Origin of the sequence: Legionella sp., from assembly GCF_965140895.1 — a bacterium.
Lineage (GTDB): Bacteria > Pseudomonadota > Gammaproteobacteria > Legionellales > Legionellaceae > Legionella.
On sequence record NZ_CBCSKT010000004.1, the window covers coordinates 1 to 14,308 of the forward strand.

Sequence of the window (14,308 nt, forward strand, 5' to 3'; positions counted from 1 at the left end):
TATCAATCAAGAACAATATTGTAATAAGAGTTGCCTCTTCATTAACTGGATTGGTATTCAAGGGAATCAAAACAAAATCAGTGGAAAAGGTCATGTGAATTGGTTCTGAGAGCTTTCCATAATTTGATTTTTGATGGATTAATTCCAGAGTCTTGTTTCTTGTTAAAAATAAGCGTGATCTGGCACTATTATGCCATGCGGTAGAACCACTATAACCTTCTGAATTGCTCTCCCCCTTAGCTTTGTTCTTGTCGATATGAGTAAGTAATAGCACCGTACCTAATTTCTTAAGCGCACGTAGAAAAGCTCTTACTTGAGGACGGCTATTCTCATTACCATCGAAGGTATCACTAGCATTATCAATGATAACTACACTTGCACCAAATGATTGAATACGTGCCTGCAATTCATAATACGCAGCTGTTGGTCCAGTTTCTTGATATAGGCAAGGATCTTCTGTGGCATCAATAAATTGGATATGGGGTGCAACCTCTTTGGGGACTAATTGCATTTGTCGGCAAACTTGTTTGAATCTATGCCTTATAGTTTCTGTTTTATCCTCTGCAGAGTAAAATAATACACGACTATGCATCACCTTTTTATTCATAAATAAATTGCTGGTAGCCAAGCAAACAGCAGCTTGTAAAGCTAACATGGATTTTCCAGTACCTCCATGAGCAGAAAGCAGGGTTACCTCCTCAGCAGGTAACAGTTCTTCAATTAGAAATTGTGGTGGTTTCGGTGAATTAGTTAATACATCTGCAACATTGATTTCTAGCCATCCAAAACTGGATATGGGTGGAGGAAGCGGCAATGGTGATATAAATTGGGGCTGATTACCAAATATCTTATCTGAATTCATCAATTGGTGTTTACGAGGATTCACCCAACCATTTTCCTGTGCACGCTTAAACACGGCTTTATAATTTGTATTATCCCCCGGAAAACCATCCCAGCGAGCAAGGTCACTATCACGCTGATATTTAGAGCTTGTTTCACTCCATTCAGCCCACAACTCTTTACCCCCCTCTACCCAGCGTAATGCTTGTCCCATTGCAATCCAAAGGCTTCGATCATCTGCGGGCATTGAAAACAATGCTGAGCGAAGATCTTCCATTTGATCAGGAGATAGTGTAATCATTCTTTTAGGGTTATTTACCATTACTTGCTTGCTCAGAACTCTTGCAGCGCCATGCATGGGGCGCAATACTTGTTCTACACAGGTAGCAAGACATACTGCTTGCTCTGGTATATTCAATCCCAAAAACTCGTTGAATATGTGTCCTGTAACTGTAAAATATCTGCCACCACTGCAGGCTTCAATACCGGTTGTATTACTCCCCAATGGAGCAAAATCACGACCATAGCCTATGCTATGTAGGCCGTTTCCACTGGGGCTTAATTCTATATATCCAGGCAATTTGAGAGAATAAAACTCGGGATGAGCAGCTAAATCATCTAAATCAATCCCTTGCCAATGACCTCCTTTACCGTTTGATCCAAGTGCAAAACCCAACCCTGAAAAATCACCCTTTGCCAAAACTCCATACGCCACATCAAAATTTACCAATTGGCGTTGATCTTTTGGTGAATCAAGCGAGCCATTCCGTTTACTCCCGTTAGAATAGTAAGGAACTTTATTACGGTGCAGCAACCATCTTTGACAATCTGGGTGAGTCATATAGCCAGGAAGTGCCTTAAGAAGCTCCTCGCGGCTTTTGATGATAGTGGGGGCGTTGGATAACGTAGAATCATTAGACAGTAGGAGTGTTGTATCCATACAAACCTCCCAATCTCAAAAACTCAACTATTGGTGTTAAGTCACATTCTTCAGGGAAGGGCTCATTTACCTTGGGGCGAAGTTTCAATTTTTTGAATACATCAGTACATTTCTCACTACACTCGCATTTGACATCAGGTTGTATGAGTGAAGAAAAATACTCTCCTGCACCGATAAAAAATAAAGTATATGGATCTGAAGATACACAGGGAAGTAATTCAAATCGCTCTATGTTGTCCAGAATATAGCGTCTTGCTGCTCCCTTAACAATTATCGATTGAAAATATTGATTTTTCATTACAAAGTCTCCGTTGATTTACGAAACTCTGTAATTCGAGCATTAACCCACTCTTGAACTTCTGATTCTATCCACGCTACAGACATTTTCCCCAATGAGATTGGCTTGGGAAATTGGTCTTTTTGCATTAAGTAGTAAATTCTTGAACGTGATAATGTCGTAATTTCTTCGACTTTTTTCCTACGTATTAGTTTTTCTGGTTCTTCAGGACGAATTTTCATCTTACGTATTCCTTAAGATATTTAGGGAATACGTATTTAATAACGGATGTCTTGGTACACCCAAAGGGCTTACCAAGATTATTTAATTTTTTCTAATAGCTTTTCGGATAGATTGCTGTGCTGCTGGAGGTAGATTTAGGCGTTTTCTTATTAATTCAGCAACATCTTTTTTCTTGCGCTTTCTTTCTGGGTCGATTTCCTTATCAATCTTATCCCATCGAATATGATCTTCTGGAGTATACTTGGTTGTTGTATCAGTGGCTTTTTTCTGGTTTTCACGAAGTGGCTTTACTCTTAAAGTATCCATGTCTATTGCTAGCTGAGTCATTAACTCTTGATACATTGCTAATACTTCAGATGTAAGTGCCGCTGCCTTTTCCGGATTGTCTTTTGAACCTAAAGCAATTTTAAGATTTGCATTTTCTTTTGCCAAAAACAAAATATATTTATTCTGCATATTCGTTTTAGCAAACGCTTCTGCCGCAAGGTTTAAAAGAGCATCTTTCGAAAATTTTTCTGCCTTGAGCTGCTCCTTAATTTGGCTTCCTTCATCAGACTCCATTTTTTTACAAAACTCGAGTTCTTCTAAAGAATTACGCATGTTTCTTTCCTCTTTAAGTTATCCAGATAATCCGCCCATTCTTGCATCATAACTCGGCGTTCTGGCAGATGTGATGTTCGGTTATATGCACGTCCATTAGGATCGCGTACCGCATGAGCTAGCTGGTGTTCAATATAATCTGGTCTGATATGCAGAATCTCATCAAGCAATGTTCTCGCCATCGCACGAAATCCATGAACGCTGATTTCACTTTTGGCAAATCCCATACGGCGTAAAGCAAAATTAAGTGTGTTTTCACTCATAGGACGGGTACTGGTATGCTCGCTAGAAAACACATATTTTCCATGACCTGTTAGAGGATAAAGCTCTCGCAATATAGCTATAGCTTGTTTGGACAATGGGACTAAATGAGCAACACGCATTTTCATGCGCTCTGCTCTAATATTCCATTCAGAGTTATCAAGATTAATCTCATCCCATTCCGCCGCTCTTAATTCGCCTGGACGTACAAACACTAATGGCGCAAGTTGCAAAGCACATTTTGTAACAAAACTTCCATGATATTGATCAATAGCCCTTAACAACTCACCAATAGCCTTAGGATCTGTAATTGTTGGAAAATGTTTCGTTTGAACTGGTTGCAACGCCCCCTTTAAATTAGGCACCGGATCATGTTCTGCTCTGCCTGTTGCAATCGCATAACGAAATATCTGACTGCAATTTAATAAAGCCCTGCGAGCAGTCTCTTTTACTCCCCGTTCTTCAATCCGTCTGGCAGCAGCTAATAATTGTGGTGCTGTAATAGTGGAAACAGGTGATGCACCAAGCCATGGAAAAATATCTCGTTCAAGACGGCGGATGATTTTATCTGCATGAGAGGGAACCCATATGCTGGATTGGTTAGCAAACCATTCACGAGCCACCACTTCAAAGCTGTCCATTTCCTGGCTTGTCTGCGACTGTTTTAAAGCCTTACGATGTTCCCCAGGATCAACCTTCGATTTTCTTAGCAATGCACGGGCATCAATGAATAGATCCTGTGCCTCCTCTATACTTACTTCAGGAAAAACGCCCAAAGCGAGTGTTTTTTGTTTTCCTTCAAAACGATAGGAATAACGCCAATATTTTTTACCATTAGGTTGAATCAGTAAAAATAATCCTTGGCCAGCAGAAAGCTTTAACGGTTTATCCAGCTCACGCTTTTTTTTAATTTCTGCAAGTGTTAATTTCATTTTGTTGGTATCACATCGTGTTGGTATCGGAAATACCAGCAATAGTACCAACACATAGCGCAGGACATCAAGGGAATTATTGGGAATAGCTAGGAAGCCTAACCTCGTAAAACCTAGTGTTTACAAGGGTTAAAAGGACTTTTCAGGAACATCTAAGATTAAGTTATGGTGGAGGCGGCGGGAATCGAACCCGCGTCCGCAAGCCCTCTGCCTTCAGCTCTACATGCGTAGCCTTGTCTTTTAATTTAACTGTGCATTCTCCGACGGGCAGGATTCTACACAGCGATTCCCTGAGTTTCGTAATCTTAATCCGGGAGAGACTAAGACACTAGCTTATCTTCTATGACCGTTGATTCGATACCAATAAGCGAGCTCGGTCAACGGGATACCGGGTTTATAGGCCAGTACACTGTGGCTAACTATAACTACGGATTAGGCAGCGATAGCTTCACCAGCAAAGTTTTCATCGTTTGCATTTATGTTTATTTGAGCCTGATTTACGAGAGATCTCATTCTCGGCATGCACCTCTGGTTTTGCAACCCACGTCGAAGCCAGGTCGCCCCCAATTTGTACACTTTAAGTATAACATAAAATATAAAAAGATGGGCATGATCTTTAAAATAGTGATAAAAAATTATCGCGCCCTTATCATCGAGCTGGAATTCATCAACGGCAGAAAGGTAGTGACGAAGCGCAATCCAGGATTCGGAACACGAAACCCTGGGTTGCTTCACTTCGTTGGCAATGATGTCTGCGAATTTATCCCTGAATGCCCCTATGTCGCAGTAAGGCATCTACAGTTGCCGGGCGTCCGCGGAAATCTTGGAAGGCTTCTGCCGCTTTTTTGGAACCTCCTACTTCTAAAACAGCATGTAGGAAATCATGCCCTGTTTTCGGGTTGAGTACTCCCTCCTCTTCGAAACGGGAGAACGCGTCACTGGATAGTACTTCTGCCCAAATGTAGCTGTAATAACCCGCCGCATAACCTCCACCAAAAATATGGCTGAAACTATGCTGGAAGCGGCTGTAGGGAACTACGGGGACTATGCAAGCGTTGGAGCGTACATCCGCTAAAACATCACTGACGAAAGACGCGTTATTGGCCTGATATTCCTGGTGGATACGAAAATCAAATAGGCTAAATTCCATTTGTCGTAACGTCGCCATTGCTGATTGGAAGTTCTTGGCGGCAAGTAAACGCTCATAAAGCACTTCGGGTAAAGGTTCTTGAGTATCTACATGAGCGGTGAGTATATCCAAGGCACTCTTTTCCCAGCACCAGTTTTCAAAGAATTGGCTGGGCAATTCCACGGCATCCCATTCCACGCCATTAATTCCCGAAGCACCAAGATAGTCCACCTGCGTTAACATATGATGCAAGCAGTGGCCAAACTCATGGAATAAGGTCTCTACTTCATCATGGGATAGCATTGCTGGTTTATTCGCTGATGCTTTTGCAAAATTGCAGGTTAAGGTAGCGATGGGTAATTGGACGCTGCCATCTTCTAATTTTCTTCGGCTTTGTAAAGAATCCATCCAAGCACCGCTATGCTTATTGGGTCTTGCAAACAGATCGGTATACACATAGCCACGTACTTGTCCGTGGTCATCAACCACACAATAACATTGTACGTCTTTATGCCATACATCAACTCCTTTAATTTCCTGAACCGTCATCCCATAAAGGATTTTCAGTAAATCAAATAAGCCTTGCATCACTTTGGGTTGTGGAAAATAAGGACGTAAATCTTCTTGCGATAAGGTGAATAAATCTTGTCTTCTTTTTTCAGATAAATAACTTACATCCCAAGGCTGTAGGGGGGCAAAATCCCATTTGCTGGCGGCAAAGTCTTTAAGGGCAGCAAACTCACCTTCTGCTTGATGATGTGCACGTTTGACCAAGTCATTCATAAATCCCATGACTTGCTCTGTAGAATCAGCCATTTTGGTGGCTAAGGATAATTCCGCATAGTTATTAAATCCTAACAGCTTCGCTTGCTCATGGCGTAACACGAGTATTTCATTCATGTTAGCCGTATTATCGAAAGTACCTGCATTAGGCCCTTGATCCGAAGCTCTGGTTACGTAAGCTTGGTATATTTCTTCACGTAAAGCGCGGTCTTCAGCATGAGTAACTATGGCTTGATAGCTCGGAGCTTCTAAAGTGAATAGATAGCCATCAAGGCCTTTTTCTGCAGCCAATTCTCTGGCGGTATTTAATGCGTGCTCAGGAATTCCCTCAACACGTTGAGGATCGGTAATATGTATGGTGAAGGCTTGAGAAGCATCCAAAATATTATGTTCAAATTGATTAGAAAGCTCATCCAAACGCGTTTGAATTTCTTCAAAACGCTTTTTATCTTGTGACTCGAGGGCTACCCCTGACAACTCAAAACCAAGTAGGCTGTCTGCGATTAACTTTTTCTGGGTGGCATTTAAAGCATGCGTATCAATCGATTTAATTGCCATATACAAATCATGATTCTGCCCCATCGCCGCCTCATATGCGGAAAGCAAAGGCAAGCATTCATCATAACAATCACGAAATACTGGAGAGTCCATCACCGAATGCAGGTGAGAGAATGGCGACCAAAAACACGCCAACTCATCATCCATATCCTCTAGGGGATACATTAGGTTATCCCAAGTGTAGTAGTGATTATTCTTGATGAGCAGCTCCACTTGCTCTAAATGGTTCTTTAACATCCCTTCAAGATGAGTCTTAAATCGCTCTGTATCAATATGGCTAAATTGTGGTAATCCAACTGGCGCGGACATGCTTTACCTTTAAAATTAATGTAAGTAACAAAAGCATAGCATTCAATTGATAAAGGCTCTAGAGCTGAGAACGGGAATCAAGAATGTTCTCTTCATCATCCACTAGCGAATCAGATGGTTGCTCTTTCGTGGCGAAAAAGCCAAGTTTCTTTATGCCACCCTCAGGTATTTCAATGATGTCTCTAGGTCTTTGCTGGTTAATAACCGGTACTAAGGCAAAATTGATTAAACAAATTACCACAAGACAAATTGCTCCGGCTAAAGCAATGGCAGGAGTTGTTGCAAAGAAGGGAGCCCCACACCCCATGGCCAAGAAAATGCCGGTAGTCGTTGTGACATGGGAGATAAAACGCAATAATTCAAAATTTATTTGTTGATTTAAAACCCGTAACTGTTGGCTTATTTCTTCTCGTTCGGCTTCATTTTCAATACAATCAAACATTTGTTGATATTGGCGGCGCATCTCATACACTCGATTAAGCTCAATATATGCACGTATCGCTGCTAAAGCCACATCATAGCCAAAAAAGGCAATGGACAAATAGGCAGCAACGGGAGCATAAGCCCCTGTTAAAAGATAGCCATTGACATAGCCTAACCCAACCCAGGCAATGTCGTTACCTAACTCAAACCAACGCCGTAATAATTGGCTTTGAAGACGTACCTGCCAACCTAAATCTTTTTCTGGTTGCTCCATCCAAGAGCCAGGCAGTAGGTGTTTCATCAGTAAGCCTAGATTGACCGCTAAACGTGGTGCATAAAAAAGGAAGGCTAAATGAGGTAAGAATGGGTCTGTACAACGCCCCAAATCGCGCATGATATGACGATACCAATCGGCACTGCAATCTAATGCCGCGATTAAATCCAGAGCGCGTTTAGAGCGCACTAGCAATAAGCGATATAAGTTAACATCAAGGGTTCGCTGGCGCACTTGCTGAGACAAGGATGATCCTACGGTGATTGGCTCATTTTTATCACATGGTTTCGGAGGAGGATGCTTAAGCTCGATTAAAATTTCACGATAAAGCTTTTTCTGGGTACGCAAACGCTCTACTTCCCGCGGAACTATTAGATAATTTTTGTAAACCTCTTCTAACAATTCTGCTAAAAAAATAGCGGAAATCAACTGCTCAACCAATTGTTGTTTTGGAACGAGTCGCTCACCTAATAAATTAATCCGAATCTGCTGTCCAAGCAGACTGTACTCCATATTTAAAATAAGATGAGAGGGAATAATTTCGCGATAAAAATCAACTCCAAGCTCCTGAATCGACTCAGAGAAGGTCCAATTCTCAGGGTTGGAATGGTCAATCCCAAGTGGGTAATTGGTAAACAGTGTTTTTTGTAATCGTCTAATAACTGGATTCATGACGTCCGTAATAACTTAATGGATATCAAATAACTACATAATTATGGTGCATAAAAACAAGTTAGCAAAATAAAAATGCGTCCTGATTGTATCAAAAATTACACAATAAGTAAAATTAACATGTTTATAAATGCTCTTTCCTGCCTCGGAAATCGTCATTTGTACTTACATTTAACTCTTTATATCCTAGATCTCGGTACTACTTCAACTATTCTTTTAAAGTATTATTCGCCAGAAATCTCGGAATCACTCATAAAAGAATGATTAAAAATAAATGTGTTTTCTTGCTGATTCATGTCTTCTGAGCGACAATAGCGCACCAAACCCAGCGCATTACAGAGAGCACATGAACTTGTCACAAGAATTAGCAAATGCCATCCGCATTTTAAGTATAGACGCAGTGGAGCAAGCCCAATCAGGACATCCTGGGATGCCTTTAGGTATGGCGGATATTGCAACGGTATTGTGGAAAAAGTTTTTAAGATATAACCCTAAAAACCCCCATTGGTTTAACCGCGACCGTTTTGTCTTGTCTAATGGTCATGGCTCGATGTTGCTTTATTCATTGTTGCATTTAACAGGCTATAATCTATCTATTGATGAGCTTAAAAATTTTCGTCAATTAGACTCGAAAACTCCAGGCCACCCGGAATTGGGGCATACGCCAGGAGTAGAAACCACAACCGGGCCGCTAGGGCAAGGTTTAGCAAATGCAATAGGTATGGCACTAGCAGAAAAAGCGTTAGCCAGTCATTATAATCAAGACGAATATGACCTGGTTGACCATTACACCTATGTGTTCTTAGGTGATGGTTGCTTAATGGAAGGGATTTCTCATGAATCCTGTTCTTTAGCTGGGACTCTAGGACTAGGGAAGCTTATTGCCTTTTATGACCATAATGGTATTTCCATCGACGGTAAGGTTGAATCCTGGTTTACGGATGACACTGCTGCTCGCTTTAAAGCCTATAATTGGCAAGTAATTGACGCTATTGATGGCCATGATATGGCGGCAATTGAACAGGCAATTATCCAAGCGCGAGCCAATACCAGCCAACCAACGCTGATTATCTGTAACACGATCATTGGTCTTGGTTCTTCGGTTGCCGGTAGTGAAAAATCACACGGCGCCCCCTTAGGCGCTAAAGACATTGAAAAAACCCGTGAATTCTTTCATTGGCATCACACCCCCTTCGTAATTCCCGAAAACATCTATCAACAATGGAACCACGTGGAACAAGGTGAACGTGATGAACAAGAATGGTTAAGTCTGTTACATGACTACCAACAAAAACATCCACTAGAACACCGTGACTTTTTACGTCGCATTAATGGCGATCTGCCTGATGATTGGCAAAGTCATAGCCAAGCATTTTTAACCAAATGCCTGCAAAATGAAAAAGCCATTGCCACGCGTAAATCATCACAACAATGCATTGAGCATTTTGCAAGCTTATTACCGGAAATGTTAGGCGGATCGGCGGATTTAACTGGTTCTAATAATACTGATTGGTCAGGTAGCAAAGCCATCAGCCATGAAGATTTTACCGGCAATTATTTATCTTATGGGGTACGTGAATTTGCTATGGCCGCCATCATGAATGGGATAGCAGTTCATGGCGGATTTATTCCTTATGCAGGTACCTTCCTGGTTTTTGCTGATTATGCTCGTAATGCCATACGCTTAAGTGCCTTAATGAAGCAGCGTGTTATTTATGTATTTACGCACGATTCTATTGGCCTTGGCGAAGATGGCCCTACCCATCAACCAGTTGAACATGCGGCAATGTTGCGCATGACTCCAGATATGACGGTTTGGCGCCCAGCAGATTTAATGGAAACCGCGGTAGCCTGGCAAACGGCCTTAGAGCATCATAATGGCCCAACATCATTACTGCTTTCCCGACAAAATTTACCCGCATTACCTCATCAGGAAAATGCTGCCGAATTAATTAAAAAAGGCGGCTACATCCTTGTCGATTGTGATGGACGTCCCGATGCACTTTTGATCGCTACCGGTTCTGAAGTGCAATTAGCCCTTGCTGCAGCCGAGCAGGTCAAATCCCAGGGATTTAAAGTACGCGTAGTTTCCATGCCTTGTGCTGAGCGTTTCTTAGCACAAGATGTAGGTTACAGAAACCAAGTATTACCTAAAGATGTGGAAACACGCATTGCAATTGAGGCGGCAAGTTCTGCTTATTGGTATCAATTCGTTGGGTTAAATGGTGCTGTTATTGGTCTCGATCGTTTCGGTGTCTCTGCTCCCGCAACACAAGCGTATCATTCCTTGGGAATTACCGTGGAGCGAATCGTTAAAACATTAGAAATGTTAACTGAAAACGCAAACTAATTATAATGTAAACCGCTGCGCTTAAAGGGCAGCAAAGGAGAAGTAGTATGACTATACGTGTCGCGATTAATGGCTATGGCCGCATTGGTCGTTGTATTCTAAGATCTATTTTTGAATACAACCGACAAAATGACTTTGAGGTCGTTGCGATCAATGATTTATCAGGGATTGAAATAACCTCTCATTTAACCCGCCATGATACAACCCATGGTCGTTTTCCTTGCGAAGTAACTACTGAAGGCAATATGCTGATTATTGATGGCCATGCAATTCACATTACTGCTGAACGCAACCCATCAGAGCTGCCTTGGAAAGAATTAAATATTGATTTGGTTTTTGAATGTACTGGATATTTTACTGATCGCGAATCAGCAATGAAACACATTACTGCGGGGGCTAAAAAGGTATTAATCTCTGCTCCAGGTAAAAATGTTGATGCCACAATTGTCTATGGCGTTAACGACCACCAATTGAAAGCAGGCGACCTGGTGGTTTCTAATGCTTCCTGTACCACAAACTGCTTAGCTCCAGTAGTTAAACCGTTGAATGATGCTCTAGGTATTGAGCATGGTCTATTAAACACCGTACATGCCTACACCAATGACCAAGTGCTTTTAGACGGCAGTCATAAAGACTTGCACCGTGCTCGTGCTGCAGCGCATAATATCATTCCTACAAAAACAGGTGCTGCGGCAGCTGTAGGATTAGTTTTACCCGAATTAGCAGGAAAACTAGATGGGTTTGCAATGCGTGTACCCGTAATTAACGTTTCGGTAATTGACTTAACATTCACTGCCCACCGTGAAACGTCTGTTGATGAAGTAAATGCTATTGTGAGCAAAGCACAAAGCCATGTATTGAAAATCAATGATGAACCTTTAGTTTCTTCTGATTTCAATCATAATCCTGCCTCAGCTATTTTTGATACCACGCAAACGAAAGTATTTGGTAAGTTGGTAAAAATCGTTGCTTGGTATGATAACGAGTGGGGTTTCTCCAATCGTATGTTAGATACAGCGCATAAGATGATGAACTGCTAACCCCCTTGCGGAGATAATAATGAATCTGATCCAAATGAGCGATGTAGATCTTTCTGGTAAGAGAGTACTAATTCGTGAAGATTTGAACGTGCCAATCAAAGAAGGGATAATTACGAGCGACCAACGCTTGCAAGCAGCCCTACCAACCCTGGAGGCCGCTTTAGCGGCTGGGGCTGCAGTGATGGTCCTATCGCATCTTGGCCGACCAGAAGAAGGCAAATTTGAAAAGCGCTTTTCTTTAGCCCCTGTTGCTGAATACTTAAAGCAAAACTTAAATTACCCAGTCCATTTTGTTACTGATTACCTCAATGGCGTAGGCGCTCGTCCTGGTGAATTAGTGATTTGTGAAAATGTCCGCTTTAATCCCGGCGAAAAAAGCAATGATGAGCAACTGGCTAAAAAACTAGCCAGCCTTTGTGACGTGTTCATCATGGATGCCTTTGGTACTGCACATCGAGCCCAAGCCTCTACCTATGGAGTAGCTCAATTTGCTCCTATTGCCGTAGCCGGACCGTTATTGGTTAAAGAGCTCAATGCTCTGAAAAAAGTTTTGGAAGCCCCACAAAAGCCAATCGTGGCCATAGTTGGTGGTGCTAAAGTGTCTTCAAAATTGACTTTGTTACGTCAATTAGTAGGCATGGTTGATTACCTGATTCCTGGAGGCGGTATTGCTAATACCTTCCTTAAAGCCCAAGGCTTTGAAATTGGGGTATCGCTTTATGAAGAATACTTACTTGATGAAGCACGCGCCATTCTTAAGTTAGCCGAAGAAAAAGGCTGTCGGATTCCATTACCTACCGATGTTGTGGTTGGCAAAACCTTCAGTGAAACTTGTCCGGCCTATAACAAGTCCCTGCATAATGTAGCTGCTGACGATATGATTCTCGATATTGGTCCCGTGACTGTAAGTGACTATGTAGACATTATTAATGAAGCAAAAACCATAATCTGGAATGGACCCGTTGGTGTTTTTGAGTTTGCCCAATTTGCTTACGGCACACGTGCTTTAGCAATTGCCATTGCGGAAAGCGATGCATTTTCAATCGCTGGGGGTGGTGATACTTTAGCTGCGATTGATTTGTACGATCTCAATCAGCAAATATCTTATATCTCCACAGGGGGTGGGGCATTCCTGGAGTGTTTGGAAGGCAAAACACTACCAGCCGTTGCTATTTTGCAGGAGCGAGCTCAGCATGTTACGTCAGACTAAAATCGTTGCCACATTAGGGCCAGCGAGTAATGACCCTGTAACTCTTCGTGCCATGTTAACCGCTGGGGTTGACGTGGTGCGTATCAACTTCTCACATGCGGATGCTTCTGCCATAGAATTAATTGCCTTAGTGCGTCAAATCGCTGAAGAATTACAACAGCCTCTAGCAGTAATGGCCGATTTGCAAGGTCCGAAAATCCGCATAGGTCGTTTTAAAGATAAATCCATTACCCTTCAGGAGGGGCAAGATTTTACTTTGGACTGTGAGGATACCGATGAATTAGGTGATGAACGCTGGGTTTCAGTCGCATATCCTAATTTAGATAAGGAACTGGCTCCGGGTGATTTTTTACTTATCAATGATGGTTTAATTGAATTACAAGTAAAAAAAATTTACGGTTCAAAAATTCATTGCACTGTTATTGAAGGTGGGGTTTTAACAAATCTGAAAGGCTTAAATAGAAAGGGGGGAGGATTAGCTGCCCGCACCTTAACTGAAAAAGATAAAAAAGACCTACTTACGGCACTCACAGCTCAAGTAGATTACATCAGTCTGTCCTTTGTAAAAGATGCCCAAGACATTCGCAATGCCCGTGCGTTAATGCGAGAGTTTGGTGGGCTTCCCACTCCCATTATTGCCAAAATTGAACGTAGTGAGGCTTTAGCGCGTTTAACAGAAATAATTCAAGAATCCGACGCCATCATGGTTGCACGTGGTGACCTGGGGGTTGAAGTGGGCGCAGCAGAAGTACCTGCGATTCAAAAGCATATTATTGGGCAGGCTCGTCGTTTGGATAAAGTAGTGATTACTGCAACCCAAATGATGGAATCCATGATTAGCAATCCCCAACCTACTCGTGCTGAAGTTTCTGATGTTGCCAACGCTATCTTAGATGGAACCGATGCAGTAATGCTTTCGGCAGAAACGGCTAGTGGACAGTTTCCGGTAAAAGTACTAACCATGGTTAATAAGATTTGCTTGAGTGCGGAAAAGCATGCACGTTTTTATTATGATAGTGCTTCTGAAACCTGTCATTATCAACGTGCTGACCAAGCAATTGCGATGGCAACTATGCATGCGGCGAATCATTTTCCGATTCAGGCGATTGTGACCCTTACCGAATCTGGGGACACCGCTGTCTGGATTTCCAGACAGCAAAGTACCGTGCCAATTATTGCGATTTCAGCAAATAAGCGCACTATTGGTCGTCTTAGTTTAGTGCAGAATGTTGTACCGGTATTTATGGACTATCATCGATTTACGGCAGAAAATTTAAACCAACAAGTTATTAATGAATTACTTGCGACTCAGCATCTTGAGAAAAATGGATTTATTTTGTTAACGCGTGGTCGAACTATTGGTACCCCGGGAGGGACTAATAGTATGGAAATTATTAAAATATAGCCCTCCCCCTCAGGTTCCTATTTTCTATTTAAGGACCGAATTACCGCAGCCAAACCGCGGTA

11 protein-coding genes and 1 other RNA gene are annotated in these 14,308 nt (G+C 42.1%); 4 read left to right on the plus strand and 8 right to left on the minus strand.

All coding sequences use genetic code 11. The annotated features are described in order from the left end of the window. The 8 genes from ACQY7T_RS00450 to ACQY7T_RS00485 form a co-directional block, all read right to left on the minus strand. The coding region (locus tag ACQY7T_RS00450) for an AAA family ATPase (RefSeq protein WP_428410771.1) at nt 1-1,780 on the minus strand (1,780 nt) is incomplete at its 3' end. After that, a complete protein-coding gene (locus ACQY7T_RS00455) occupies nt 1,755-2,078 on the minus strand; it encodes a hypothetical protein (protein WP_428410772.1) in 324 nt (107 codons plus the stop codon). The genes ACQY7T_RS00455 and ACQY7T_RS00450, both read right to left, overlap by 26 nt. Next, nucleotides 2,078-2,299, minus strand: coding sequence for a helix-turn-helix transcriptional regulator (locus tag ACQY7T_RS00460; RefSeq protein WP_428410773.1), 222 nt, complete (start codon nt 2,297-2,299; stop codon nt 2,078-2,080). Before ACQY7T_RS00460 ends, ACQY7T_RS00455 begins: the two co-directional genes overlap by 1 nt. An 82-nt stretch (nt 2,300-2,381) precedes the next feature. Then, complete coding sequence (locus tag ACQY7T_RS00465) at nt 2,382-2,900, minus strand: hypothetical protein (RefSeq protein WP_428410774.1); 519 nt, start codon at nt 2,898-2,900, stop codon at nt 2,382-2,384. After that, the gene (locus ACQY7T_RS00470; RefSeq protein ID WP_428410775.1) at nt 2,885-4,093 is read right to left on the minus strand and encodes a tyrosine-type recombinase/integrase; all 1,209 of its coding nucleotides are present in this window, start codon (nt 4,091-4,093) and stop codon (nt 2,885-2,887) included. The genes ACQY7T_RS00465 and ACQY7T_RS00470 overlap by 16 nt, the downstream gene beginning before the upstream one ends. Before the next feature lie 166 nt (nt 4,094-4,259). Next, nucleotides 4,260-4,658, minus strand: a transfer-messenger RNA (tmRNA) gene (ssrA, locus tag ACQY7T_RS00475). Between the two features lie 195 nt (nt 4,659-4,853). Then, nucleotides 4,854-6,872, minus strand: coding sequence for a M3 family metallopeptidase (locus ACQY7T_RS00480; RefSeq protein WP_428410776.1), 2,019 nt, complete (start codon nt 6,870-6,872; stop codon nt 4,854-4,856). A 58-nt stretch (nt 6,873-6,930) separates the two neighbouring features. Beyond that, a complete protein-coding gene (locus tag ACQY7T_RS00485) occupies nt 6,931-8,241 on the minus strand; it encodes a hypothetical protein (protein WP_428410777.1) in 1,311 nt (436 codons plus the stop codon). Nucleotides 8,242-8,587: 346 nt separating this feature from the next. Between ACQY7T_RS00485 and tkt the strand changes: the two genes are divergently transcribed. The 4 genes from tkt to pyk are packed head-to-tail and all read left to right on the plus strand — an operon-like array spanning nt 8,588 to nt 14,246. Continuing rightward, a complete protein-coding gene (gene tkt, locus ACQY7T_RS00490) occupies nt 8,588-10,591 on the plus strand; it encodes a transketolase (RefSeq protein ID WP_428410778.1) in 2,004 nt (667 codons plus the stop codon). Nucleotides 10,592-10,638: 47 nt separating this feature from the next. Next, complete coding sequence (gene gap, locus ACQY7T_RS00495; RefSeq protein WP_428410779.1) at nt 10,639-11,631, plus strand: type I glyceraldehyde-3-phosphate dehydrogenase; 993 nt, start codon at nt 10,639-10,641, stop codon at nt 11,629-11,631. A 19-nt stretch (nt 11,632-11,650) separates the two neighbouring features. Next, complete coding sequence (locus ACQY7T_RS00500; protein ID WP_428410780.1) at nt 11,651-12,841, plus strand: phosphoglycerate kinase; 1,191 nt, start codon at nt 11,651-11,653, stop codon at nt 12,839-12,841. Further along, nucleotides 12,825-14,246, plus strand: coding sequence for a pyruvate kinase (gene pyk, locus ACQY7T_RS00505; RefSeq protein ID WP_428410781.1), 1,422 nt, complete (start codon nt 12,825-12,827; stop codon nt 14,244-14,246). Before ACQY7T_RS00500 ends, pyk begins: the two co-directional genes overlap by 17 nt. Nucleotides 14,247-14,308 lie beyond the last annotated feature (62 nt).